Source organism: Rhodococcus sp. T2V, from assembly GCF_029269925.1.
GTDB lineage: Bacteria > Actinomycetota > Actinomycetes > Mycobacteriales > Mycobacteriaceae > Rhodococcus_F > Rhodococcus_F koreensis.
The window spans coordinates 388,364-414,040 of the sequence record NZ_JARJBD010000001.1; the positions used below are offsets into that span (position 1 = coordinate 388,364).

Below are 25,677 nucleotides of genomic sequence, written 5' to 3' on the forward strand. Positions count from 1 at the left end.
CGATGACGGTGGTCCTGCTCGACCCGTTGCGGCCCACGACGATCCCGATGGAAGCCGTGGGGGTGGTTCGTGGCGGAGTGGCGTTCACCGACGAGGTGCCCGAGTCCGTGCGGACGCTGCTGTCCGCCGCACCCGGCGCCGCCGTCCTGATCAGTACCGATCCCGACCATCCCACCGTGCGTGAGTGGGTCGCGTCGGGGTCCCGGATCATCGCGGCACCGAAGGTCCCGGGCGACAACCTCGTCGAGGCCGCCGAGGTGATGGACCGGTTGTGGAGCTACGGCGGCTGGGAAGTGACGCAGACACACCGGACGCTGTCGCACTACCTCGTCGAGGAGACGTACGAGGTCCTCGACGCGATCGAGTCCGCCGAGCCCGCTGATCTCCGGGAAGAGCTCGGAGATCTGCTGCTGCAGGTCCTGTTCCATTCACGCATCGCCTCGGCGTCCGGCAATTTCGACGTCGACGACGTGGCCGCGACACTGGTCGCCAAGCTCGTGCACCGCAGCCCCCACCTCGGTGAGGACGTCGTCGGCCCGATCGACATCGCCGAGCAGGAACGGGCGTGGGAGATCCGGAAGGCGGCGGAAAAGGCCCGCAGCTCCTGCCTCGACGGCGTCGCGATGAGTCAGCCCGCGGCGTCCCTCGCGGCGAAGGTCATCGCCCGCGCGAGCAAGGCAGGCCTGCCGCCCGAGCTGGTGCCCGCGGAGATCACGGCGGACAGCGCGGCGGTGGTCGCCGCCGAGTCGAGGCTGCAGGCGGCGACGCACGATCTGATCGCTCGTGTCCGCGCGGCCGAGGATGCTGCGCGCGCGACGGGGAAGACCGAACTCGCCCCCGCGGACTGGCTCGGGTACTGGACGTCCTGATACCGGGGCGACGGGCGCTATCGCTCGGGTTTGCCAAAATGTAACTGAGGGATGAATCACTCTCGTGTCCGTAGTGCGAGAAAAACAAACCTGAGGTAGTTTAAAGCGCGCATAGGAGACCAGTTGGTTGCAAACGCGCGTTTCGAAGTACTGCGAAGTCCTTCGATGCGGGTGTTCGCGGTCTTCGCGCACTGCACGTGGTGGGTATCCGAGCTCCCGGTCGGGCGAGGGCCGATACCCACAGGGGACCACACATAGCGATGCTTCCGGGCCGAGTCGATTGCCCGACGATGAGAGACGGACACATGAGCCTGTACACGCCTGACCGCCTGGAACCTTCCGACGAGACAGACGCGCACGACATCGACGAGACCGGCGCCGCCGACCGCGCTCCCGGCCGCCCGACGGTCACCGTCGTCGTGCCCGCGATGAACGAAGCCAAGAACCTTCCCCATGTCGCCGCGCGCATGCCGGCAGACATCGACGAAATCGTCTTCGTGGACGGCCATTCCGTCGACGACACCGTCGCTGTGGCGCGGAGCCTGTGGCCGGACGCGAAGTTCGTGACGCAGAGCCGCAAGGGCAAGGGAAACGCCCTGGCCTGCGGCTTCCGTGTCGCGACCAGCGACATCGTCGTGATGATCGACGCCGACGGCTCCACCGACCCGGCGGAGATCCCGTTGTTCGTCGGTGCGCTCGTGGCCGGCGCCGACTTCGCGAAGGGAACCCGTTTCGCCGACGGCGGCGGCAGCTCGGACATCACCTTCGGCCGGAAGCTCGGAAACAAGGCGTTGAACGCCATCGTCAACCTCAAGTTCGGGGCCTCGTTCAGCGACTTGTGCTACGGCTACAACGCATTCTGGCGCCACCACGTCCCGGTGATGGCACTACCCGCGGTGGAGGCGACCGAGGCGCAGTGGGGCGACGGGTTCGAGATCGAGACCCTCATCAACGTGCGGGTCGCGAACGCGGGCCTGAAGATCACCGAGGTGCCGAGTTTCGAGCAGGATCGCATCCACGGCGAGAGCAACCTGAACGCGGTGCGGGACGGACTTCGTGTGTTGCGCACCATCAGGAGCGAACAGCGCACGACCGCAACGCACCTGTCCCCGGCGCCCGTCCCGCAGGGCTGAGCGGCCATGACGGTGTCCACGCTCGTGTCCTGCTCCGTCGTCATCTGCGCCTACACCACCGAACGGTGGCGCGACCTGTGCGCCGCGGTCGACTCGGTGCTCACCCAGAGTGTGCCGGTCCTCGAGGTGCTGCTGGTGATCGATCATTCGGAGGAGTTGTTCTCCCGTGCCGAACGGCACTTCGCAGCGGAACCTCGTCTGACCGTGCTCCGCAATTCCGAGTCGAAGGGCCTGTCCGGCGCCCGCAATACCGGCGTCCGCGCGGCGCGCGGCGACATGATCGCGTTCCTCGACGACGATGCCCGCGCCGAGCCCGACTGGTATCGCGTGTCCGCCGCCCACTATTCCGATCCCGACGTGCTCGGTGTCGGCGGATTCGCCAGCCCGGCGTGGCCGGCCGACCGCCCCGTGTGGATGCCCGCCGAGTTCGACTGGGTGGTCGGCTGCAGCTACCTCGGCCAGCCGACGCGCATCGAGCCGGTGCGGAACTTCATCGGCTGCAACATGTCTCTGCGGCGCACGGTCTTCGACACCGTCGACGGGTTCAGTGACGGAATCGGCAGGGTCGGGAAGACGCCGGTCGGGTGCGAGGAGACCGAACTCTGCATCCGGATCCGAACTCACCAGCCCACCGCGCAATTGCTGTTCGACCCCGCGATGAGGGTGGTGCACCGCGTCAGTGACGACCGCACCACGTTCCGCTACTTCCTCTCGCGCTGCTTCCACGAGGGCGTGTCGAAAGCGCTCGTCTCCGATCTCGTCGGGGCCGGCGACGCGCTCAGCAGCGAACGGGCGTACACCGCACGTGTACTCCCACGAGCCGTCGTCGCGGGGATCGTTTCCCCTCGGCACGGCGGACTGATCCGAGCGGGTGCCGTGGTCGCGGGGTTCACGGTGACCGCAGCCGGATACGTCCGAGGTCTCGTCGGTCTGCGACCGACGCGGGTGACGGCATGACCGGAACACTCGATCGCCGGATCGACCTGGCGCCGGCTCTCGAGAGCGATCACGCGCCGACGTGGGACGGCGCCGTCTGGGTCGGCGAACTACGTGGACCTGTCCGGGAAGACACCGAATACCGGCTGGACCGGGCCGCGGGGTATCGGCGCGCCCGGCTGCTGGTGCGAGAAGATCGCACCCTGCTGGGATTCGTCGAGGTGGACATCGAGGACGGCAGGCTCGAGACGGCCGCACTGCGGCACGCACTGGACGGGCTCGTGCCGGTGGCAGTGGCCGACAGCGTCGTCGACACCGAAGCATCCGGCCCGTCCGTCACCGTCGTGGTGTGTACCCGCGACCGGGTCGACAGCCTGAAGGTCGCCCTGCACTCGATCCTGTCGCTCGACCATCCCGGCTACGAGGTGATCGTGGTCGACAACGCATCCCGGACGGATGCCACCCAGCGGTATGTCGCCGAACTCGGTGACCCGCGTGTGCGCGTCGTGACCGAGCCCCGGCCCGGACTGTCCCGGGCGCGCAATGCGGGGGTCCGCGCGGCGAACACCGAGATCGTCGCGTTCACCGACGACGACGTCGTGGTCGACCCGCACTGGCTCACCGAACTCGTGGCCGGCTTCGGTGCAGGGAACGCGGTGGCGTGCGTGTGCGGGATCGTCCCGAGCGGTGAGATCCGCACACCCGCGCAGGCGTACTTCGATCAGCGGGTGGGGTGGGCGAGTTCCTGTGTCCCACGGCTGTTCGACCTCGCGCACCCACCCGCCGACGTGCCGCTCTTCCCCTTCCAGGTCGGGATCTACGGCACCGGCGCGAATTTCGCCGTCGACCGGCAGGCCGTGTACGCGCTCGGCGGATTCGACGAGGCACTCGGGGCGGGAGCCCCCACCGACGGCGGCGAGGACCTCGACATGTTCTTCCGTGTGCTGCACTCCGGGCGGCAACTGGCGTACCGACCCGGGGCGGTCGTGTGGCATCGGCACCGCGCGGACAACGAGGCGCTCGCCGTCCAGGCGCGCGGCTACGGACTCGGACTCGGCGCCTGGCTGGCCAAGATCGCCGTCGATCCACGCACCGCGTGGCTCGCGGTGCGTATCGCGGTGCGGCAGGCGCCCACGTTTCTCCGTCTGTCGCGGAAGATGTCCCACGTCGCCACGCCTCCGGACCGTCTCGCCGGCCACCTTCCCGAAGGGATCGGAGCCACCGAGCTCCGGTCCATCGCACGCGGACCGTTCGCCTATCTGAAGGCCCGCGTCGAGGGTCGGGATCCGGCGCCGATGAGAGGGGTGACTCATGACGGCCCATCCTGACCTCGTCGGCACCGAGCCGCTCGCCGGCCGTGCCGACGGCACCCGGTTCGCCACCTGGTTCGGATCGGACGACGCACCGCTGTTCGGCGTCGTCGACCGTCCTGCCGACGGCCGCTGCCGCGGTGCCGTCGTCCTCTGCCCGCCGATCGGCAAGGAACAGGTCGACTCGTATCGCGCAATGGTGTATCTCGCCCAGCAATTACGTGCTCGAGGGCTGCTGGTGTTGCGATTCGACTACCGCGGCACCGGCGACTCGTCCGGCGCCCAGGACGATTCCGACGCGGTCGAGGGGTGGCTCGACAGCATCCGGAGAGCGGTCGACTACGTGCGCAGCTCCGGCATCACGGACATCGGGTTGGTCGGCCTCCGGGCCGGCGCCCTGCTCGCCGCGCAGGCTGCGGCGACGTGCGGTCCGGTGCGGGCCGTGGCCTTGTGGGATCCTGTGGTTCGTGGCCGCGCCTACCTGCGCAAGCAGACCGCGCTCCACCAGATGGTGGTCGGTCCCGAGTACACGGACGATCCGCGAGTGACGCTCATCGGTGCGGTGCTCGCACCGGCCGCGGCGTCGGCCCTGTCGGCGATGGTTCTGCGTGCCGCGACCCCGCCGTCGGGTGCGAAGGTCCTGATGGCGGTGCGGGACAGTGACGTCGATTCCGTCGCGACGCGTGACGCCGTCGCCGCCTGGAACGCCGAGACCGTCACCGTCCACGACTACGAATCATTCCTCGAGCCGGCGGACTTCGTGGTCCGGCACCCGTTCGGCGACATCGACCGGATCGCGGCATGGATGTCCGCATCCTTCGGCGACCACCACACCGGTGCCGCACTCGATCTCCGCCCCACCGCCGTGGTGGATCGCACCGTCGACGGCAGGCAGGTCGTCGAGACACTGGAGTTCGCGGGAGCGGCCGAACTCTTCACGATCCGTACGTCCGTCGCGGCCGAACAGGGTGCGACGCACAGCCCTGCGGGACCGACGGTGATCTTCCACGGAACCGCCAACGAGCACCGTGTGGGACCGGTCCGGCTGTGGGCCGAGACCGCGCGCGAGCTGGCGGCCCACGGGATCGTCAGCGTCCGCTTCGATCGTCGCGGCACCGGCGACACGGGCCTGGTGCAGCACGGCGAATGCACCACCATCTACACGGACGAATCCCGGGACGACGCCGTCGACATCATCTCCGTCAGCGGTGCGCAGCCCGAATCGGTTGTGCTCGCCGGGATGTGCTCGGGGGCGTGGAATTCGGGCTACGCCGCCATCCGGCACCCCGTCCGGGCAGTGGTCCTGGTCAACATGGCGGACTGGACAATCACCCGGAAGGCGTTCGTGAAGCAGTCCACGATGGACGCCGACCGGAGGTCCCTGAAGGGGGCAGCGCTCGCGCTGCTCCACCGGCACGCGGCCACGGCGAAGAAATACCTGCGGGTGTGGTTGCCCTACCGCGGCTGGTTGTGGCTGGGCCGGGCCGGGCTGCTGCAGGTGCCGGAAGTCATGCTCGCTCCGCTCCACGAGCGCGGCGTGCACGCAACCGTCCTCCTCTCACCGGTCGATTACGCGGCGTTCGTCGAGAACCACGGCGAGCGCAGCCTTCGCCGGCTGCGGGGCGCCGGCTGGAACGGACGTCTGGTCACCTACCCGTCCGGTGACCACTCGCTGTACAGCACCGCCCTGCGCGACAGGGTTCTCCGGGACGTCCTCGCCACTGCGCTCGGTGAACTGACCGTGGGCCGTGTCGACGACGCCCGTGACGATTCCCGGTCGGCGTTGGTCGGATAGTCATGGGATCCCTGACAGCGACGCAGTCGCAACTACGCGCCCGACACCGTGCCGAGCAGCCACCGCGCTCCGCGGGGCGGAATCTACAGCTCAACTCGATGGCGCTGATGCTGTCGAGTGTCGTCACCGGTGTCCTCGGCCTCGCCTTCTGGGGCGCGGCTGCGCGGTTGTTCCCCGCTGATCAGGTGGGCGTGGCGTCCGCACTCATCTCGACGGCGATCATGCTGTCGACGCTCTCGAATCTCAGCCTCGGCTCGATGTTCGAGCGCTTCCTGCCGGTGGCGGGCCACCGCGCGGGACCGTTGCTGGTCAAGGGTTTCGCCGCCGTGGCCACGCTGGCCTTCGTGTCGGCAGTCGGGCTCATCGTCGTCGGTCCGCGGGACACGCTGTTCGAGAACAAACTGGAAATCGCGATCTATCCGGTATTCGTCGTCGTCCTCGCGCTCTTCGCGCTGCAGGACCAGACCGTCTCCGGTCTGGGCGTCGCCCGCTGGGCGGCGTCGAAGAACGTCTTCCACGCGCTGGCGAAACTGCTGGCGGTCGTGGTGCTCGCGGCGTCCGGATCGGCGCTCGCCATCGTCGCGTCCTGGGGGGTCACCGCGGCGGTCGCCGTTGTGGTCCTGCTGACGTCGATGGGGCTGCGCATCCGGTCCGACCCGCGATACCGGCAGGTACCCGCGCTGCCTTCCAACAAGGAACTCGGGGTGTACTTCGGTTCCTCGTACGGTATTTCGGCGCTCGGGGCCATTGCCCCGCTCGTCGTCCCGCTGATCGTCGTCACCCGGGTCGGCACCGCGGCGAACGCGTACTTCGCGGTGACGTGGTCGATCGTCAGCGCCCTCTACATCATGGTGAACCTCATGGTGGGCCCGTTCGTCGCCGAGGCCGCCGCGCATCCGGACAAGATCGTCAGCCTGTCCCGCCGGTTCGTCCGCACCATTGCCGTGATCGCGCTGGTGGGCGGATTCGGGCTGGCCTTCGTCGCGCCGCCCGCGCTCGGAGTCATCGGGGCGGAATACCGTGCGGAAGGAACGCCGCTGCTCCATCTCGCCGCGGTCTTCGTGCCCCTCGCCGTCATCGGCGCCGTCTACGACGGTCTCGCACGGGTGTACCGACGGCTCACTCTCGCCGTCGTCACCCAGTGCCTCGCCACGGTGGTGATCATCGTCGGCAGCCTGGTCTTCAGCGCGTCGATCGGCGTCGCGGGGGTGGGCTGGGCGTATCTCGCCGCCGAGACACTGACCGCCGTGATCCTCGCCGGACCGCTCATCTCCTGGCTCCGCCGACTCCAGAACCGCGCCAAGTGGGAGCGGTGGCTGGCGAAGAAGAGCGCCAACCAGAAACCGATGTGGCAGGTGTCCGATGTCGACGGATAGAGCGAGTTCCCGCGACCTGATGCGCAGCGGCAGCCGGATGATCACCGCAATCGGTCCCGTCCGCCTGCCCAGCATCGGCGAGATCCGGGACACGCTGACCGTGCTCGCGCACGCCGGTGGACGTCACACCCCGATCGGTCTCGTCCCGACCACCGAGTCACGCCGGTGGGAGCACCGGCCGCAGGACTTCCTCGGGAACGTCCAGCAACTGGGGCCGTGCACCCGGGAAGACGTGCCTCGGCTGCTGACCGGGCTGGCGCGCGCGGGTGCATCCGCGTACCCGCTGAACGTCGCGGTCGCGGGTGACTTTCTCCTCCTCGACATCTCGCACGGACTCGGTGACGGAAGGCTCGCACTGTCACTCATCCGCGCTGTCGCCGGCGGACGCAGCGGGACGCCGGTCCCCGAATGGGCCCGGACACGCGACAGCGCACTGCCGCTCGCACGCGCCCTGACCCGGGCGTTCGCGTCGTCACCCGCCTGTGTCGCTCAGCTCCTCGAATCCCGGCCCTCCACCGCACACGATTCCCGTCCCGTCGAGGTCGTACCCTGGGGCAGAGCACCGACTGCGGTCGTCGCGTCCGCAGTGGCCGGAACCACCGCGGAACTCCGTCGTTGGCGGGATCGGGATCTGCCCGGGGCGTCGGTGTCGGCATTGCTGTTTGCGGCCGTCGCGCGGGCGATGCGCCGTCGTGGCCTGAAGATCGAAGACAGGGTCGACGTCCTTTTCGACTGCCGCCGTTACCTCCCGGACGGTGCGACGGTGAACGGAAATTTCGCTGCCGGAGTGCGATTCGCACTGTCCGACCCCGGTGATGCCGCAGAGATGAGTGCGGCGATCGCGCAGGCCACCGCGTCGGGCAGGCCGCTCGCCTCTCTCGCACTCAGCATCGCCACGTTCCGTAGGCGGGTGCGTGCCGGCACGGCGCACACCGCCGCCACCCACGTCGCGGCGACACCCCGGGCGAGACTCGTGTACTCCGACATGGGCGAGGCGGCGCTGCTGGCCGATCTCGACTGGACCGACGAGCCCGGCCGCCGGATCGTCACCGCGCTGAGCGAACCGGCCGATCCGGCGTCGATCGTCTTCACCTCGGTGCGCCGCGGCCCCGAACTCGACGTGTCGGCGTCCCTGCACGACAACGTGTTCGACCCTGAACTCGTCCGCGACGCACTTGCGGACGCCCTGTGTGATCCACTGTCTCTCCTGTCTCGAAGGATTGTCTAGCCATGCCCTCACACGTCCTGGAGACATCGAAGCGAACTCCGCTGTACCTCACCGTCGCCGTGCTGCAGTTCTTCGTCGTCGAATTCCTCGTCGCCGGAACCTGGCGCGGTCACTACAGCTATTCCGCCAACTTCATCAGCGACCTCGGCGTCCCGTTCTGTGGCACCGACGGCACGGCGCCGTGCAGCAGGACGTCGCTGTTGATGGACGCGGCGTTCGTCGTGGCCGGCGTCGCATATGTCGTCGGCGCCGTCCTCTGGTACCGCGTCGAGCGGGTGCTCCCGCTCGTTCCGGTGGTATTCCTCGTCGTAGCCGGAATCGGCGGAATAGTGGTCGGTCTGGCGCCGTCGAACACGCATTGGGAGGTGCATTCGCTCGGTGCCACGCTGTTCCTCATCTTCGGCAGTCTCTTCACACTGACGACGGCGCTCACCGTATGGCCCCAGAGGTCGGGTCCGGCAACGTACGTCGCCCTCGCGCTGGGGGTGATCGGTCTGGTGGGGTACTTCTGTTTCACCTACTCCTGGGACCTCGGTCTCGGCGTCGGTGGTATCGAACGGGTCGCGGCGTACTCGGCGATCCTCGGGTTCGTCGTGTGCGTCCACCTCGTGACACAGTTGCAGTTCGTTCGGCGTTCGGCTGCCGTCCGGGTCGGAGACAAAGCCGGTGCATAGAGTGCTGAACCGTCCACGCAGAGCCCGCGCCGTGTCGTCGGCCGCGGTGTTCCTCGCGCTCGCCTGCGTGGGCGCCACCGGGTGGTATGCGTCGAGCGATGTCGCGCAGGCATCCGGGAAGGGCGAGTCGGTGCTCATGTTCGACGATTTCGTCGGGGCCGCCGGAACCTCACCCGACTCCCGCTACTGGGGGCACGCGGTCGGGGGCGGAGGCTGGGGAAACGACGAGGCGCAGGTCTACACGGACGATCCCGCCAATTCCCGGCTCGACGGCGAGGGCAACCTCGTGATCGAAGCCCGCCGCGACGGATCGGGCTACACGTCGGCCAGGCTGGTCACCCTCGACCGCTTCGCCTTCCAGTACGGACGTGCCGAGGCCCGCATCAAGATGCCGAAGGGGCAGGGCCTGCATCCGGCGTTCTGGTTGATGGGCACGGACGTCAACCGCGTGGGCTGGCCGCAGTCGGGAGAGATCGACGTGATCGAGACGATCAACGACGCGTCGTTCTATCACAGTGCGCTGCACGGCCCGTCCGCGGACGGCACACCCTGGTATCTGAACGTCGAAGGCAGCAACGACGTGTCGGACGATTTTCACGACTACTGGGTGGAACGGTCGGCGGACCGGATCACGTTCGGCATCGACGACAGCGTGACGGGCGAGTTCTCGCGTGCGGATCTGGACCCGGGGCAGGAGTGGGTGTTCGACAAACCGTTCTCCCTGTTGCTGAACGTCGCCGTCGGCGGACAGTGGCCGGGTGACGTCGGAGCCGACACGACGTTTCCGGCCACGATGCTCGTCGACTGGGTGAAGGTGACCGATGAGTGATCTCCTCACCGCGGAGCGCGTGAACAGGACGGCTCCGGAGCTGTCCCGGTACTACGACGTCGCCGCATTGGCGTCGGCCGTCGCGGGATTGACATCCCTTGCGCCGCTTCCGTCGCCGATCAGCGCCGTGCTCCTGACGGTGTTCGTGCTGAGCGGCCCCGGTCTCGCGATCGTGACGTGGCTGCGGATACCGGTCGCCGCAGCCGTCGCGGCCGTCCCCGTCCTCGGGCTGTCCGTGGTGACCGCCGCCACCACCGTCCTGGCGTGGTTCTACCGCTGGCCCGCCATCGGTCTGCTGCTGGTGATGGTCCTGGCCGTCGTCGCGTCCGCGCTGCGGCATCGGTGGCACGACACCGGCGCCGACCCGGTTCGCGCGATCACCCTGCAGCAGGTGTGGTGTCGTCTGTTGCACTGGGGTCGCGCCGCCCGGGTCAATCGACCCCTGATCCTCGTTGCCGTGGCCCTGGCTCTCTGGGGGGCGGTGCTCTCCGGGCTCGGCACCACCGGGTACTCACAGTTCGGCCTGTTGTTCGTCGGAAGCGGGCCCGGCCTGGTGGTGTGCGCGCTGATGATGCTCGGCGCGTTCGTCTGGGCGCTCCGCGCGGGGGCGGTCGGGACCGCGGCCACGGCGCTGCTCGGTGTGATCGTGGTGGAACGGCTCACCCCGACACTCGTCACCGACGTGCCCATCTACGGGTGGACGTACAAGCACCTCGGCGTGGTGGACTACATCCAGCAGTTCCAGACACTGCCGCCCAAGGGCGTCGACATCTACGGTGAGTGGCCGGCTTTCTTCACCGCCTTCGCGTGGTTCGGTGACATCACGTCGGCAGACATGATGTCCATCGCCCACTGGTTCGCGCCGGTGATCCACGTGTTGCTGGCGGTCCTCATCGCCGCGATCGCCCGGCTCCTCGGGTTCGACATGCGGGTGGCGCTGACAGCGGCGATGGTCGCGGAACTCGCCAACTGGGTGGGGCAGGACTACTTCTCGCCGCAGGCCATCGCGCTCGTCATGGCGCTGGGTGTGGTGGCACTGCTCGTCGTGTCGACGGAGCACCGATCCGCGGCGTACCTGTCGATCCTCGTCTTCGCTGCGCTGGTACCCACCCACCAGCTGACCCCCTACTGGCTGTTCGGGGTGACGGCGGCCCTGGCAGTGACGCGGAAGATCCGTCCGTGGTGGCTTCCCGTGCCCTACTTCGCGATCCTCGTCGCCTATCTCGTGCCGCGGCTGGACATCGTGGCACCGTACGGGCTGCTGTCCGGTTTCAACCCGGTCGACAACGCCGCCAGCAACGTGACCGCGGTCGGCACGTTGGGGAAGATCTTCACCTCTGCCGTGTGCCGTTCCCTGTCCGCGGGCATCATCCTGCTCGCCGTGGTCTGCGCGATCCTCCTCTGGCGCAGCAAACGTCCCGCCTGGGTCGCGACCGTCATGGCGTTCAGTTCGTTCGCCCTGCTGGCGGGTCAGAGCTACGGTGGTGAGGCGATCTTCCGGGTCTACCTCTACGCCGTCCCCGGCTGCGCGATCCTCATCGCACCGATTCTCGTGGACGCGCTCACGATCAGGTTCCGGTCCGGATTGCTCCGCGGAGTCGTCCCCGTCGGACTCGCGAGCGGACTGGCATACGTGACGTTTGCCGGCCTGCAAGGGTATTACGGGCTGTGGTCGCTGGTCGTCGGCTATCAGTCCCAGGTGACGTTCGCGGAGGACATCCTCGCGAACGAACAGCCACCGGCAACGATCATGTCCCTCTATCCCGCGGGTCTCCCCACTCGTGTCAGCGCCGACTACATCAAGTTCGCCGTCGTCGACAAGGATTTCGATCAACCCCTGCTGGCCTTGCCGCCGGCCTTGCTGGAGGGCTTCCCGCACGGCGGCCAGATCGAGATGCTCACCGCGGATGCGGCGGAACGCGAAGGCGACACGTATCTCGTGTTCAACACGCAGGGCACTGCCGCCATCCGCTACTACGGCTATCTGCCGGACGGATCGGTCGACAACTTCGAGGACCAATTGCGGTCCAGCCCCGACTGGTCCGTGTCCGCGCAGGACGTCGACAGCACCATTTTCCGTTACACGGGGCCGCGGAGGTAACGGCTACCTGGCGTATTCGGTCACGAACGGTCGAGGCGGGCGCTTAGCATCGGCACATGCAGCGGATGCGGTCGGCCATGTTCGACATGGCGTTGACGTGCTCGGTGGCGCTGTGCGCGCTATCCCTCACCCCAGCTGTTGCGATCGCCGTTCCCGTCGCCGGAGGCGCCCGGACCGCCTATCCCGGGTACACCGTGATCGGCAGCGACGAATTCGACGGACCCGCAAATGCTGCACCCAATCCGCAGTTCTGGGGTTACGACCTCGGAGGCGGCGGGTGGGGCAACAACGAGAAACAGGTGTACACCGACTCCCGCCAGAATTCGCGACTCGACGGCAACGGTCGTCTCGTCGTCGAGGCCCGCAGAAACGGTGGCGGATTCACCTCGGCTCGGCTCGTGACCCGCGGAAAGTTCGAGTTCACGTACGGCGTGATCGAGGCACGGATGCAGGTGCCGTCCGGACCGGGGATCCATCCGGCGTTCTGGACACTGGGAAGCAACATCAACAGCGTCGGGTGGCCCGTCTGCGGAGAGATCGACATCCTCGAAGTGATCGGGGACGGTTCGCGATATCACGCGGGAGTACACGGCCCCACCGTCGGCGGCGGCCATTGGGAGCGCTCGACGGACGGCTCGATCGGCGCGAACCTCAGCGCGGGTTTCCACGACTACGCGCTGATCAAGGCACCCGGCCGCATCTCGGTGGGGATCGACGGGAACATCGTCGGTACCGTCACCACGGCGGATCTCCGACCCGAGGAACGCTGGGTGTTCGACGCCCCCGCGTATCTCCTGCTCGATGTGGCCGTCGGCGGAAACTGGCCCGGCCCGGTCACGCCGTCCACGCGCTTTCCCGCCACCATGCTGGTGGACTGGGTGAGGTTCTCCCAGTGACGTCGGGGACCGGCGTTCGGCGTGTGAATAGAATCAACTTCATGGCCGTGTCGAACTCCGAGTGCCGCTGCGGCCACCCAGTCGCCGCTCACGAGCACTACCGCAAGGGCACGTCCTGTGCGATGTGCGACTGTCCGAAGTTCCGGCGGCCGTTCCCACGATTGATCGGGAAACTCGTCGGCCGCTGACCGCGCACAGAACTCGTCCGCCGTCGCTGAACGACTCGTCGCTCCGCCCCGGGTGTCGCTTTCTGGGTATGCGACGGCATAACATACTTCAAGTATGTATAGGGCTGTATTACAGTATATAGATCGTGTAAATATAGTCTTCTGGAAACTTTGAATCCGATAACGCAACGAACGAATGTATGCGCAGATGGCAGTTCGGATGGTGGCGATGGAACATCGGACAGCCGGACGCATGGGGACGTCGTCGAACGTGAAGGCCGTCCTGTGGAGCGACGTGCTGTGGCTGGTCGCAGTGACGGTTGCCGTGCCGGCGTTGCTGTTCGCGCTGGCTCTGTGGCAAGGGTGGGACCGGGCGTTCGCGGCCACGGTGGTCGTCGGCGTGGGCTTGCTGGTGTTCGCTCTCGTCGCGACCGGGTGTGCCGCGTGGGCGGCATGGAGAGGACGGGGCGGCCGCCGCCGCAGTTGGCTGGCACTGGCCGGTGGGCTCGCGGCCTGGTCGGTGGGCGAAGCCTTCTGGTGCTACTACGAGGTGTGGCAGGGGCTCGATCAGATCCCGTTCCCCTCGCCGGCGGACGCGGCCTTCCTGCTGTTTCCGGTCGGCGCGGGCGCAGCGCTGCTGCTGTTCCCGGCGGGTGACGGCGGGCAATCCCGCACCCGGCTGATTCTGGACGGAATCATCGTGGCCGGTTCACTGTTCGTGGTGTCGTGGGTGAGCGTGCTGGGCAGCGTGTTCCGCGCGGGAAGCGACACGCCGGTCGCTCTCGTCTTGTCCCTCGCGTATCCCGTCGCGGACCTGGTGATCGCCACGATGGCGATTGTGGTGCTGGCCCGGGCCCGGTCCGGGCAACGTCTGACGCTGTGGCTGCTGTGCATGGGGATCGTCCTGATGGCGTTGTCCGCCAGCGCATTCACGTACATGAGCGCGATGGGCAGCTATCGCATCGGCAGTGTGATCGACTTCGGCTGGGTGGCCGCCTTCGCCGCATTCGGGTTGGCCGCGCTGTCGAGCACCCGCGAGCCGTCGCGCGAACCGATTCCGGTGCAGATTCCGTCTCGGACACGGTTGTGGTTGCCGTATCTCCCGTTGCTGGTGGCTGCTGCGGTCGGCTTGCAGCGGGAGCTGCCCGGCCTGGGATCCGGCCCGATTCCCGCGGTGATCATCGTCCTGGTGGTCGCCCTGCTCGCGCGGCAGTTCATCGTGTTGGCCGAGAACCGACGGCTCTTGCTGACCGTGGCCCGGCAAGCCTTTCGCGACCGGCTGACCGGACTGGCGAATCGTGCCTTGTTTCTCGACCGGCTCGACCAGGCCGTGCAGCGCCGGCGCCGGGAATCGACACCGATCGTCGTGCTGTGCATGGATCTCGACGATTTCAAGACCGTCAACGACAGCCTCGGCCACCCCGCAGGCGACGAGTTGTTGATCCGCGTCGCCGAACGGCTCACCGGGTGCATGCGGAGCACCGACACCGTGGCCCGGCTCGGTGGTGACGAGTTCGCGGCACTGGTCGAAGGGAGCGTCGAGGATGCACTGTCTGCCGCGGATCGGGTACTCGAGGCCTTCACCCCCCCGTTCATCATCGACGGCGTCGTCCTTTCCATCCGCCCCAGCATCGGGCTCACCATCGCCACGTCCGAGGTCCCCGACACGACGACCGAGAGCCTGCTCAAACAGGCCGACCTCGCGATGTATGCGGCCAAACGCTGCGGTGGCGGCTGCCTGCGCAGTTACATCCCCGACCGGGCCGACGCCGACGATGTCGAGGCGCTGGCCGACGTCGACCGCCCGACCCACCGCCCCGTCGTCGTCAGCCCCGGGGAGGCCGCACACACACCGCGGCACGCGCGTCCCCTGGCCGTATCGGGCAGCGACAGCGTGCCGGCGGCGACGATCGCACATCGCCTGCAACAGCCGATTCGGGCGAACTGGGTGTCGCCGTCCGACCCGTCGCGGTGCGGCGTCACGGTCAGGCTCGGGATTCTGCTGATCGGTGTGGTCCTGTTGGGGATCTCGATCGGGTCGGAGGATCAAGCCGGTTGGGTGGTGCTGCACGAGGTGCTCTACGACGGACTGGCCCTGTCGGCCGCGCTTCTCGTCGCTGCTCGCGCATGGTGGGTACCGACCGAGAAGAGGGCATGGGCGCTGGTCGCGCTGGGCATGACGAGCTGGGGTGTGGGCGATGTCCTGGCGACGTCGTGGGTGACTGACGGCCAGTCGCCCTCGGTGGCCGATCCGCTGAAGTTGGCGTTCTACCCCCTCGTGTATGCCGGGTTGGTGATGCTGCTGCGCGCACGGGTGCGGCGGATACCGACGGAGATCTGGTTGGACGCGGTCACCGCAGGTCTGACGCTCGCGGCGCTGGCCGCTGCCCTCGCATTCGGCCCGATCGACTCGGTGGCCGACGGATCGCCCGCCACGGTGATCGTCGGGTTGGCCTATCCGGTGGGAGATGTGCTGCTGCTGACACTCGCAGTCGGGGCGCTCGCGATGCTGGGGTGGCGTGCCGAGCAGCGGTGGGTGCTGTTGGTCGCGGGGTTCACGCTGTTCGCGGTGGCCGACACCGTGTACCTGTTCCGGAGTGCTGCCGGCCATGAGGTGGAGATATGGGTCGACGCGCTCCCACACGTCGCCGTGATGCTCGTTGCCGTGGCGAGCTGGCGGGCCCCGGGTCGAGGGAAGACGGGTCAGCTACCGGGACTGGGCATCTGGGTTCCCCCGCTGGTGTGCACCGCCGCAGCAGTGGGGCTGCTGGTCGTCGACCACGATGCGCGACTGCCGAGGCTCGCGGTGCTGCTGGCAGCGCTCAGCCTGGTCGCGGTCGCGGCCCGATTCGCGGTGACGTACCGGGATGTCGTCGTGCTGGCCGACAGTCATCGCGAGGCGAGCATCGACGACCTCACGAACCTGGCCAACCGGCGGGCAATCGTGGCCGCGCTGACCGCCGCGTACGACGACCAGGCGGTACAGCCGGCCGGGCACCACAACCGTCCGGGTCCTGGTCTGCTGCTGATGGACGTGGTCCGCTTCAAGGAGATCAACGACTCGTTCGGACGCCACGTGGGCGATCAATTGCTGTGCCAGGTGGCGGACCGGTTGTCGCGGTCGGTGCGACCGGGCGATCTGCCGGCACGCCTCGACGGAGACGCCTTCGCGGTCCTGCTGCCGACGGGGACCGATCTCGCAGGCGCCCGGGCGCTGGCGGGTCGTCTCCTCGAGGCATTTCGCGAGCCGTTCGACCTCGATGAGGTCACGGTGCGTATCGAGGCGTGCGTCGGGATCGCCCTCTGCCCGCAACACTGCACCAACCCCCAGGACCTGCTGCAATGCGCGGGAGTGGCGATGTACCGCGCCAAGTGTTCCCGCCGCACGATCGCCGTGTACGACGCCACCGAGTACCAGCGCGGCATCGAGGAGCGGCAGACCGTCGAGGAGCTGCGCACGGCGATCACCGGTGGCGAGCTCACGTGCTACTACCAACCCAAGGTCAGCGCCTCCGACGGCCGAGTGCACGGCGTCGAGGCGCTCGTTCGGTGGGAGCATCCCCTCCGCGGCCTACTCCTGCCCGACGAGTTCCTGCCCCAGGCCGAACAGTCCGGACTGATGCGGCCGCTGACGACGAGGGTGCTCGAGCTTGCGCTGGGTCAGGCGCGGAGCTGGCTCGATCGCGGTATCTCGCTCACCGTCGCGGTGAATCTGTCGGTCACCAATCTCCTCGACGTCGACCTGGTCGCCGAGATCAACCGACTCCTGGACGACCTTCGGCTACCCGCCGACACGCTTATCCTCGAGATCACCGAAAGCGTCCTGATGACCGACTACATACGCGCCAGGAGGGTGGTCGAAGCGCTGCAGGGACTGGGAATCGGATTGTCGATCGACGACTACGGCACCGGCTGGTCTTCCCTGGCGTACCTGCAGGACCTGACCGTCGACGAGCTCAAGCTCGACCGGGTCTTCGTCGCACGCCTCGCGAGCGACCCTCGGTCGGTCGCGATCGTGCGTTCGACGGTGGAGCTCGCGCACAGCCTCGGTGCGTCGCTGGTCGCGGAAGGTGTCGAAGACGAGGACACCCTGCGGGCGCTGCGCCGGTACGGCTGCGACGTCACCCAGGGGCACTACCACGGTCGGCCGTTACCCCCCGACCAACTCGACCTTCGGTTGATCGGCGGGCACCGTTGACGCGAGGCGCCGCGCCGGCTACGTGAACAGACCCTGACCCCAGTGCTGCCCCTCGGCGAGTCCGGGCGGGCAGACGAAGAGTGCGGATCCGACGTGCTGGATGTACTCGTTCATCGCGTCGTTTCTCGACAGGTTGAGCTGCATCGGCACGAACTGTTCCTGCGGGTTGCGGCAGTAGGCGATGAAGAAGAGTCCGGCGTCGAGGTGGCCGAAACCGTCGGAGCCGTCGGTGAAGTTGTATCCGCGACGCAGGATCTGGATGCCGCCCAGTTCCTGCGCGGACGCCAGCCGCACGTGGGCGTCGACGTCGATCACCGGGTCGTGGCCTTTCTTGGAGTCGAGGTCGAGTTCGTCGAACTCGGCCTTGCCGCTCAGGGGAGCGCCGCTGCCCTTGGACCGCCCGATCACGCGTTCCTGCTCGCCGAGCACGGTGCGGTCCCACTGTTCGATGAGCATGCGGATCCGCCGCGCCACGAGGTACGTGCCGCCGCCCATCCACGGCTGGTCGTCGTCGGAGGCCACCCAGACGTTCTGGTCGACGACGTCGGTTTCCTCCGCCTTGATGTTGTTCGTTCCGTCCTTGAACCCGAACAGGTTCCGCGGGGTGTCCTGGGTGGTGGACGTGGACGACGTGCGGCCGAAGCCGAGCTGCGACCAGCGGACGGAGGCCGTCCCGAACGCGACGCGCGCCAGGTTGCGGATGGCGTGCACGGCCACCTGCGGGTCGTTGGCGCACGCCTGGATCGCGATGTCGCCGCCGCTGCGCGCCGGATCCAGGTTGTCCGCCCGGAAGTGCGGAAGTTCTTCGAGCGCCGCGGGTTTCTTGGACGCGAACCCGAACCGATCGTCGAACAGGGAGGGCCCGAACCCGATGGTCAGCGTCAGCTGGGACGCCGCCAGGCCGAGCGCCTCCCCGGTGTCGCTGGGCGGAACGTACAGGCCGTCGCCGATGGCCCCGTCCGGGGTGGCCTCCTCGCCGGCGGTCATCCGCTCGGCCATCACGGTCCATTTCTTCAGCAGCGCCTCGAGTTCCTCCCGGGACTTCGTGGTGACGTCGAACGCCACGAAGTGCATCCGGTCCTGGGCGGGCGTCACGATGCCTGCCTGGTGTTCGCCCCGGAAGGCGACGACGTCGGCGTGCGAGAACGGCGGTTCGGCGGCGGTGGCGCGCCCGACCAGTGCACCGGCGCCTGCCAGGGCGGCTCCCGCCCCGACGGCGCCGAACAGACGTCGTCGGGACATGCCCTTGCGCTCGTCCACCGTGGTGGTCGTGTCGGTCGTACCGGTCGGATCAGTCATGATCATGCGCCTGCTACTACGCCCTGAACCTGGCTGACCTCGGCCGAGAGGGCGTCGATCTTGCGCGACAGTTCCTGGCGCTGTTGTTCGTTGACAGTGTCGTAGAAGACGAACCCGTCACCCTGGCGGTATTGAGCGAGTTCGGCATCGAGGTCCGCGAAACGCTGGGTGATGTTCGCGGCCAGTTCGGGATTGCGTTCTTCGATGATCGGCTGCAGTGCGGCGACCGCGGCCTGTGAGCCGTCGACGTTGGCCTGGAAGTCCCACAGGTCGGTGTGCGAGAAGATGTCTTCCTCACCGGTGATCTTCGACGTCGAGATCTCGTCGAGCAGCCCCTGCGCGTCGCCGGCGATCTTGGTGGGGTCGATCGTGTAGTCCTCCGCGTTCACCTGGTCGGCGAGGTACTGGACGTCGACGACGAGTTGGTCGGCGATCGCGTTGGTGTCGGGCTGGGGACCGGTCACCCACAGGTCCTTCTCCAGTCGGTGGAAGCCCGTCCATTCCTGCCCGGGCTCGAGGTCGGCCTCCCTCAGATCGAGCTTGGGATCGAGTTCGCCGAAGCTCTCCGCCTCCGGCTCGATGCGCTCGTAGTAGGTGCGGGCGACGGGGAACAGTGCCTTGGCCTGATCGATGTTGCCGGCCTTGACCGCGTCGACGAACTGCTGCGTGGTGTCCTGCAGGGCGACGACCTGACTGCGGATGTAGCGGCGGTAGCCGTCGGCTGCCTCGGCAAGCTGCCCGCTCTCGTCGGAGGCGCTCATCGAGTCGCCGGTGACGGTGAATTCCTGCCGGATGCCGTTGCCGACCATGCCGGGCTTGCAGGCGAGCTGGTAGGTGCCTGCGTCGGGCAGCGACACGATGAGCTGACGGGTGAGCCCGGGACCGATGTTCTCGACCTCACCCATCGCCCGGTCGCCCTCGGCGTACACGTAGAACTCGGTGACCTTGCTGCCGTTGTTCGTGACCTGGAACGTGCTGCTCCCGGTCGTCCCGGAGTCGGCGCTGACGTCGCAGGTCTCGTCGCTCGCGGTGACGGTGATGTCGTCGGTGTTCGCCGTCGACTTCTCGGTACAGCCTGCGAGGGCAAGCGGCAGCACGGCGACCGAGGCGAGGGCGAAGGTGGATCGGCGCATGGTCTTCATGGGCGGAAGTTACCTTTCACGAAACTGTTTCGTCGGGTGAGGGGGAGGCAGTGCGCTCGGGGGCCGCGGAGGCCGTCGGGGATGCGGAGGGCTCGGTTGCGTGTTTGGGTGCGGAGACGGGCCGGAGGAACAGGAACAGGACCACGACGACGTACACGACCCAGGCGACCGCCTGCAGGACGGTCGGGTCGGGCCGGAAGTTGAAGATGCCGGCGAGGACGGTGCCGTACCAGCTGGAGGCGTCGTATCCGCCGGAGATGTCGAACGCGAGTGCGGAACCGCCGGGCAGGACGCCACCGACCTGTAGGGCGTGGATGCCGTACCCGAGGATTCCGGCGGCGACGATGATCAGGAAGATGCCGGTGTACTTGAAGAATTTCGCGAAGTCGAGGCGGACGGCGCCGATGTACAGCAGCACGGTAAGGACCGCGGCCGCGACGATGCCGAGCAGGAGGCCGACGAGGGGCCACGCACTGCCTGCGGTGTTCTCGGCGTACCCGACCATGAGGAGCGCGGTCTCGACACCTTCTCGGCCGACGGCGAAGAACGCGAGCGTGAGTACCGCGATCGGACCGGCGACCAGTGCCTTCTCCATGCCCGCCTTGAGGTCGTGGGAGATGGTCCGCGCGGCCTTCCGCATCCACAGCACCATCGTGGTGACGATTGCGACCGCGACGAGGGAGGCGACGCCGGCGATGATCTCGGCGGTCAGTCCGGTGACGGTGGATGTTCCGTAATGGATGACGAGGAAGATCGCCGCCACCATCGCCACGGCGATGTCGACGCCGAGCCAGACCCATTTGAGTGCGTCCTTGCGTTCGGCTTTCACGAGGAACGCGGCGAGGATCATGACGACGATGCCCGCCTCGAGGCCCTCGCGCAGACCGATCAATCCACTGCCGAACAGCTGTGTGGCGATCGACGGCGCGGTCCCTGCGGCGAGAACTGACATGCACTACTCCTGATCGAGGCGGGTCGAGCGCGAGCGATCGGCAAGGTTGGATAGGCAACCTTGCAGTAGGCAAGGCGAACCTTAGCCCTGTGGAGAAACATACACCGGGTGAGCGCGTCCGAAGAACCCCTCACCTGCACTTTTATAACTCTTTACCTTAGGTGTGTTGCCGTGTCGTGACCCGTATTCGGTGTGGACGCCGTCTCGCCCGGCCGGGATCGACGAGTTCGGTGTGGATGATGGAGACGTGAACCGATATCCCGCGCGGCCGACACGTCGTTCCCGATGGCCCGGACCGCTGTTCGCTCTGCTTGCGGCGACGGTGGTCGTGGTTCTCGCCTACGGCGCGTGCTCGCGGGAGCAGCAACCGAGGATCGCCATACCGGAAGGCATCCCACCAGGCCCCGGTGCGGCGACCCCGCCGATCGACATCAACGCGCCGGGACGCTCCGCGGATCAACTGCACGAGTGGTCCGCCGGACTGGCCGACTCGATCGGCGTCGGAAGTACCGCGCTCGAGGCGTACGGCTACGCGTCGACGGTGATGGCCGAGACGAAACCCGAATGCGGGATCGGGTGGACCACCCTTGCCGGGATCGCCAGCGTCGAGAGCAGGCACGGCACGCACGCCGGTTCGACGGTCGGGCCGACCGGACAGGTGACGCCCGAGATCCGGGGCATCCCGCTCGACGGCGGACCCGGCGTCGCCGAGATCCCCGACACCGACGGCGGGGCGATGGACGGCGACCCGGTGCACGACCGCGCCATGGGTCCCTTGCAGTTCATTCCCGAGACGTGGAAGAGGTGGGGTGTCGACGCGAACGGTGACGGCGTGGCCGACGCCGACAACATCGACGACTCGGCGTTGACCGCCGCCCGCTACCTGTGCGAGCGGGGCGGCGACCTCACCTCGGCGGAGGGCTGGCAGTCGGCGTTGATGGCCTACAACTTGTCGGGGGAGTACCTCACCCTGGTACGCGACCGGGCGTCCGCCTACTCCGTCGGGGTGCGTCCGTAATCCTTCCACCACCGCTTCGTGACCTGATCGCCGTCGTTTCGCTAGGTGTCGCGCGGGCGGATCGCCGTCGGCGGGGCGCGCCATCCCGCGCCGGTTTCGGTGTGCCGTTACGCTGTGTCCTGGCACGATCTGGTGTCCTGGCACGATCGGACCGGTCGCTGCACAGTGCGAAGGCCAATATAAGGAGAATCAGCAAGTGTCCATCATTGAGCAGGTCGGAGCCCGTGAGATCCTCGATTCCCGTGGTAACCCCACGGTGGAGGTCGAGGTGCTGCTCGACGACGGAAGTTTCGCTCGCGCCGCGGTTCCGTCGGGTGCTTCGACCGGTGAGCACGAGGCCGTCGAACTGCGTGACGGTGGTGACCGGTACAACGGCAAGGGTGTCGAGAAGGCCGTCGAGGCCGTCCTGAGCGAGATCGCTCCGGCCATCATCGGCATCGACGCCACCGAGCAGCGGACCGTCGACCAGGCCCTGCTGGACGCCGACGGCACCCCCGACAAGTCGCGTCTGGGCGCCAACGCGCTCCTGGGTGCGTCCCTCGCGGTCGCCCGCGCGGCCGCCGAGTCGTCCGGTCTCGACCTTTTCCGTTACGTCGGCGGCCCCAACGCCCACGTCCTGCCCGTCCCGATGATGAACATCCTCAACGGTGGCGCGCACGCAGACACCGGTGTCGACGTCCAGGAGTTCATGGTCGCCCCGATCGGCGCCGCCACATTCAAGGAGTCCCTGCGCTGGGGCGCCGAGGTGTACCACGCCCTCAAGTCGGTGCTGAAGGAGAAGGGCCTGGCCACCGGTCTCGGTGACGAGGGCGGCTTCGCCCCCGACGTCGCGGGCACCAAGGAAGCCCTCGACCTGATCAGCGTCGCCATCGGCAAGACCGGTCTGGTGCTGGGCACCGACGTGGCACTGGCACTCGACGTCGCCGCCACCGAGTTCTACACGGACGGCACCGGCTACAAGTTCGAGGGCAGCAACCGGACCGCGGACGAGATGGCGGCGTTCTACGCCGAACTGGTCGACGCGTACCCGATCGTGTCCATCGAGGACCCGCTGGACGAGGACGACTGGGACGGCTGGGTCGCCCTGACCGATCAGATCGGCAACAAGGTCCAGCTCGTCGGTGACGACCTGTTCGTCACCAACCCGGAGCGTCTGGAAGAGGGCATCGTCAAGGGCGCCGCGAACGCGCTGCTGGTGAAGGTCAACCAGATCGGCACGCTGACCGAGACCCTCGACGCCGTCGACCTCGCGCACCGCAACGGCTACAAGACGATGATGAGCCACCGGTCCGGCGAGACCGAGGACACCACCATCGCCGACCTCGCGGTCGCCGTGGGCAGCGGTCAGATCAAGACCGGCGCCCCCGCACGCAGCGAGCGTGTCGCCAAGTACAACCAGCTGCTGCGCATCGAGGAGAACCTGGGCGACGCCGCCCGCTACGCCGGCGAGGTCGCCTTCCCGCGGTTCGCATTCGAAGGCTGACGTTCGACAGTCGAGTGAGGGGTGTTGGGGTAGGTGGCACAGCGCGGCAGGCCGCGGTCGTCCGGAGCAAGTCCGGGCGGCCGTGGCACCGGGCGTGGTGAACGGGCCCGCGGAAGCCGCGCGGACGGCGCTCCCGGAGCGCGACGCCCCCGCACCACCAAGTCGACGACGCCGGGGCAGGCCGACGGCAAACCGGACGCCGTCGACAGCGCCGACACCGGCAAGGTGCTCCCCGGCCGCGCCCGCCCGAGACGGGTGGGCGCGGCCGGGGCCGCCCGCATCCCTCGGACCGAGCACACGATCCTCGGGCTGTCGACGGGCCAGGCGCTCGTCCTCGTCATGGTCGTGCTGCTTCTCGCCCTCACCCTCGCGGTTCCGCTGCGCAACTACCTCACCCAGCGTGGTGAAGCGGATCGTATTGCAGCGGAACAGGTTCAACTCGAGAAGGATCTGCGGGAACTGCGGATCCTCGAGGAGCGTTACTCCGACCCCGCCTACATCGAGGCGCAGGCGCGGGGACGGCTCCGGTGGGTGAAGCCCGGCGACACGCCGTTCCAGGTGCAGCTGCCCGGCGACTACAAGGAGCCGGAGAAGCAGGAGGAGAAGGACGCCGAGATGGCGGGCCCCTGGTACTCCGACCTGTGGAAGACCATTTCAGAACCGCCGGCCGCGCCCCAGGTGCAGCCGGCACCGGCTCCGGCGCCCCCCGTGGTGCCGCCGCCCGTACCGCCAGAACCAGGAGAACCCACCGGGTGACCACTTCGTCCGACCCGTCCAGCCCCGTGCCGCAGGAAGACCTCGACGCCGTCGCCGCCCAACTCGGCCGCGAACCGCGAGGAGTGCTCGCGATCGCGTACCGCAGTCCCGACGGCACACCCGGCGTCGTGAAGACCGCGCCCAAACTTCCCGACGGAACGCCGTTCCCGACGCTGTACTACCTGACCGACCCGCGACTGACCGCGGAGGCGAGCAGGCAGGAGTCCGCGGGGGTGATGCGTGAGATGACCGAACGTCTCGGCCAGGACCCGGAACTCGCGGCCGCCTACCTGCGCGCCCACCAGTCGTATCTCGCCGAGCGTGACGCCATCGAACCCCTGGGAACGGACTTCACCGGCGGCGGCATGCCCGAACGCGTCAAATGCCTGCACGTGCTGATGGCGCACTCACTCGCGAAGGGGCCGGGCGTCAACCCGCTCGGCGACGAGTCGGTGGCTCTCGCCGCGTCCGCGGCAGGCGGAAAGCTGAGGGGCACCGCGATTCCCGCGGACTGGCCCGGCATCGACGACATCGAAAGTCCCGAGCAGTGACGCGCGTCGCCGCCGTCGACTGCGGCACGAACTCCATCCGCCTCCTCGTCGCCGACGTCGACGACAAGGGTGCCCTGCACGACGTCTGCCGCGAGATGCGCGTCGTCCGGCTGGGGCAGGGCGTGGACGCCACCGGGCGTCTGGCGCCCGAGGCCATCGAACGCACCCGCGTCGCGTTGACCGAGTACGCCGGAATGATCGCGGACGCCGGCGCCACCGCCGTCCGCATGGTGGCCACGTCCGCCACCCGCGACGCGTCCAATCGGGAGGATTTCTTCTCGATGACCCGCGACGTGCTCGGTGCCGTCATCCCCGGCGCCGGGGCCGAAGTCATCACCGGCGACGAGGAAGCGCGACTGTCGTTCAACGGTGCGGTCGGGGAACTCGATCCCTCCCAGGGGCCGTTCGTGGTCGTGGACCTCGGCGGCGGTTCCACCGAAGTGGTGCTCGGCGACGAATCCGGCGTTCACGCGGCGTTCTCCACCGACATCGGGTGCGTGCGCATCACCGAGCGCTGCCTCCACGACGATCCGCCGACACAGGCACAGATCGAGGACGCCCGGGCGTTCGCACAGGAACGCCTCGACGACGCGTTCGCGCGCGTCCCCGTCGAACAGGCCCACACCTGGGTGGGCGTCGCAGGCACCATGACCACGATCGCCGCAGTCGCGAAAGAGCTGCCCGAATACGACGCCGAACAGGTGCATCTCTCCCGCATCCCGCTGCCCCGGCTGCGGGAGGTCTGCAACTCGCTGATCGCCATGACCCACACCGAACGCGCCGCACTCGGACCGATGCACCCCGGACGGGTCGACGTCATCGGCGGCGGAGCGATCGTGACCCTCGCCCTCGCCGACGCATTCGAGAAAAAGGCCGGCATCGACCAACTCGTCGTCAGTGAACACGACATCCTCGACGGAATCGCCTTGTCGATCGCCTGAGCTAGGGTGATCTGCGCACGGTT

20 protein-coding genes are annotated in these 25,677 nt (G+C 68.0%); 17 read left to right on the forward strand and 3 right to left on the reverse strand.

What is annotated here, in order from left to right; genetic code table 11:
• The first annotated feature begins 2 nt into the window (after window positions 1-2).
• The 12 genes from P3H15_RS01700 to P3H15_RS01755 all read left to right on the forward strand — a co-directional run bounded on the left by P3H15_RS01700 (window position 3) and on the right by P3H15_RS01755 (window position 17,512).
• The gene (locus tag P3H15_RS01700) at window positions 3-869 is read left to right on the forward strand and encodes a MazG family protein (protein ID WP_276135659.1); all 867 of its coding nucleotides are present in this window, start codon (window positions 3-5) and stop codon (window positions 867-869) included.
• A 305-nt stretch (window positions 870-1,174) separates the two neighbouring features.
• Window positions 1,175-2,002: a glycosyltransferase family 2 protein gene (locus P3H15_RS01705; protein WP_276135660.1), complete on the forward strand. Its 828-nt coding sequence runs from the start codon at window positions 1,175-1,177 to the stop codon at window positions 2,000-2,002.
• A gap of 6 nt (window positions 2,003-2,008) precedes the next feature.
• Window positions 2,009-2,959, forward strand: coding sequence for a glycosyltransferase family 2 protein (locus tag P3H15_RS01710; protein WP_276135661.1), 951 nt, complete (start codon window positions 2,009-2,011; stop codon window positions 2,957-2,959).
• Window positions 2,956-4,266, forward strand: a complete 1,311-nt coding sequence (locus P3H15_RS01715; protein WP_276135662.1) for a glycosyltransferase — start codon at window positions 2,956-2,958, stop codon at window positions 4,264-4,266. Before P3H15_RS01710 ends, P3H15_RS01715 begins: the two co-directional genes overlap by 4 nt.
• Entirely contained in the window at window positions 4,250-6,043 is a 1,794-nt protein-coding gene (locus tag P3H15_RS01720; protein WP_276135663.1) for an alpha/beta hydrolase, read from the forward strand. Before P3H15_RS01715 ends, P3H15_RS01720 begins: the two co-directional genes overlap by 17 nt.
• A gap of 2 nt (window positions 6,044-6,045) precedes the next feature.
• On the forward strand, window positions 6,046-7,419 hold the full coding sequence (locus tag P3H15_RS01725) for a lipopolysaccharide biosynthesis protein (RefSeq protein WP_276135664.1): 1,374 nt from the start codon (window positions 6,046-6,048) through the stop codon (window positions 7,417-7,419).
• On the forward strand, window positions 7,406-8,647 hold the full coding sequence (locus P3H15_RS01730; RefSeq protein WP_276135665.1) for a hypothetical protein: 1,242 nt from the start codon (window positions 7,406-7,408) through the stop codon (window positions 8,645-8,647). Before P3H15_RS01725 ends, P3H15_RS01730 begins: the two co-directional genes overlap by 14 nt.
• A gap of 2 nt (window positions 8,648-8,649) precedes the next feature.
• Complete coding sequence (locus P3H15_RS01735; RefSeq protein WP_276135666.1) at window positions 8,650-9,321, forward strand: DUF998 domain-containing protein; 672 nt, start codon at window positions 8,650-8,652, stop codon at window positions 9,319-9,321.
• Between the two features lie 31 nt (window positions 9,322-9,352).
• Complete coding sequence (locus P3H15_RS01740; protein ID WP_346348740.1) at window positions 9,353-10,150, forward strand: glycoside hydrolase family 16 protein; 798 nt, start codon at window positions 9,353-9,355, stop codon at window positions 10,148-10,150.
• Window positions 10,143-12,251, forward strand: a complete 2,109-nt coding sequence (locus tag P3H15_RS01745; RefSeq protein ID WP_276135668.1) for a hypothetical protein — start codon at window positions 10,143-10,145, stop codon at window positions 12,249-12,251. The genes P3H15_RS01740 and P3H15_RS01745 overlap by 8 nt, the downstream gene beginning before the upstream one ends.
• 56 nt (window positions 12,252-12,307) lie before the next feature.
• Window positions 12,308-13,147: a glycoside hydrolase family 16 protein gene (locus P3H15_RS01750; RefSeq protein ID WP_276135669.1), complete on the forward strand. Its 840-nt coding sequence runs from the start codon at window positions 12,308-12,310 to the stop codon at window positions 13,145-13,147.
• A gap of 396 nt (window positions 13,148-13,543) precedes the next feature.
• Window positions 13,544-17,512, forward strand: coding sequence for a bifunctional diguanylate cyclase/phosphodiesterase (locus P3H15_RS01755; protein WP_276135670.1), 3,969 nt, complete (start codon window positions 13,544-13,546; stop codon window positions 17,510-17,512).
• An 18-nt stretch (window positions 17,513-17,530) separates the two neighbouring features.
• Here the strand turns inward: P3H15_RS01755 and efeB are convergent, their stop codons facing one another.
• Genes efeB through efeU form a run of 3 tightly spaced genes read right to left on the reverse strand, consistent with a single transcriptional unit; the run spans window position 17,531 to window position 20,905 of the window.
• The gene (gene efeB, locus P3H15_RS01760) at window positions 17,531-18,811 is read right to left on the reverse strand and encodes an iron uptake transporter deferrochelatase/peroxidase subunit (protein ID WP_276135671.1); all 1,281 of its coding nucleotides are present in this window, start codon (window positions 18,809-18,811) and stop codon (window positions 17,531-17,533) included.
• A gap of 2 nt (window positions 18,812-18,813) precedes the next feature.
• Window positions 18,814-19,953, reverse strand: a complete 1,140-nt coding sequence (gene efeO / locus P3H15_RS01765) for an iron uptake system protein EfeO (protein WP_276135672.1) — start codon at window positions 19,951-19,953, stop codon at window positions 18,814-18,816.
• Between the two features lie 16 nt (window positions 19,954-19,969).
• Window positions 19,970-20,905, reverse strand: coding sequence for an iron uptake transporter permease EfeU (efeU, locus tag P3H15_RS01770; RefSeq protein WP_276135673.1), 936 nt, complete (start codon window positions 20,903-20,905; stop codon window positions 19,970-19,972).
• 247 nt (window positions 20,906-21,152) lie between these two features.
• On the opposite strand from efeU, the gene P3H15_RS01775 reads away from it, so the two are divergent.
• The 5 genes from P3H15_RS01775 to P3H15_RS01795 all read left to right on the forward strand — a co-directional run bounded on the left by P3H15_RS01775 (window position 21,153) and on the right by P3H15_RS01795 (window position 25,654).
• Window positions 21,153-21,923 (forward strand): lytic transglycosylase domain-containing protein, encoded by a 771-nt coding sequence (locus tag P3H15_RS01775; protein ID WP_276135674.1) that lies wholly within the window; start codon window positions 21,153-21,155, stop codon window positions 21,921-21,923.
• A 196-nt stretch (window positions 21,924-22,119) separates the two neighbouring features.
• Window positions 22,120-23,406, forward strand: a complete 1,287-nt coding sequence (gene eno, locus P3H15_RS01780) for a phosphopyruvate hydratase (protein WP_072940896.1) — start codon at window positions 22,120-22,122, stop codon at window positions 23,404-23,406.
• A gap of 33 nt (window positions 23,407-23,439) precedes the next feature.
• Window positions 23,440-24,162 (forward strand): septum formation initiator family protein, encoded by a 723-nt coding sequence (locus tag P3H15_RS01785; protein WP_276135675.1) that lies wholly within the window; start codon window positions 23,440-23,442, stop codon window positions 24,160-24,162.
• On the forward strand, window positions 24,159-24,713 hold the full coding sequence (locus P3H15_RS01790; protein ID WP_276135676.1) for a DUF501 domain-containing protein: 555 nt from the start codon (window positions 24,159-24,161) through the stop codon (window positions 24,711-24,713). The genes P3H15_RS01785 and P3H15_RS01790 overlap by 4 nt, the downstream gene beginning before the upstream one ends.
• Window positions 24,710-25,654, forward strand: coding sequence for a Ppx/GppA phosphatase family protein (locus P3H15_RS01795; RefSeq protein WP_276135677.1), 945 nt, complete (start codon window positions 24,710-24,712; stop codon window positions 25,652-25,654). The genes P3H15_RS01790 and P3H15_RS01795 overlap by 4 nt, the downstream gene beginning before the upstream one ends.
• Window positions 25,655-25,677 lie beyond the last annotated feature (23 nt).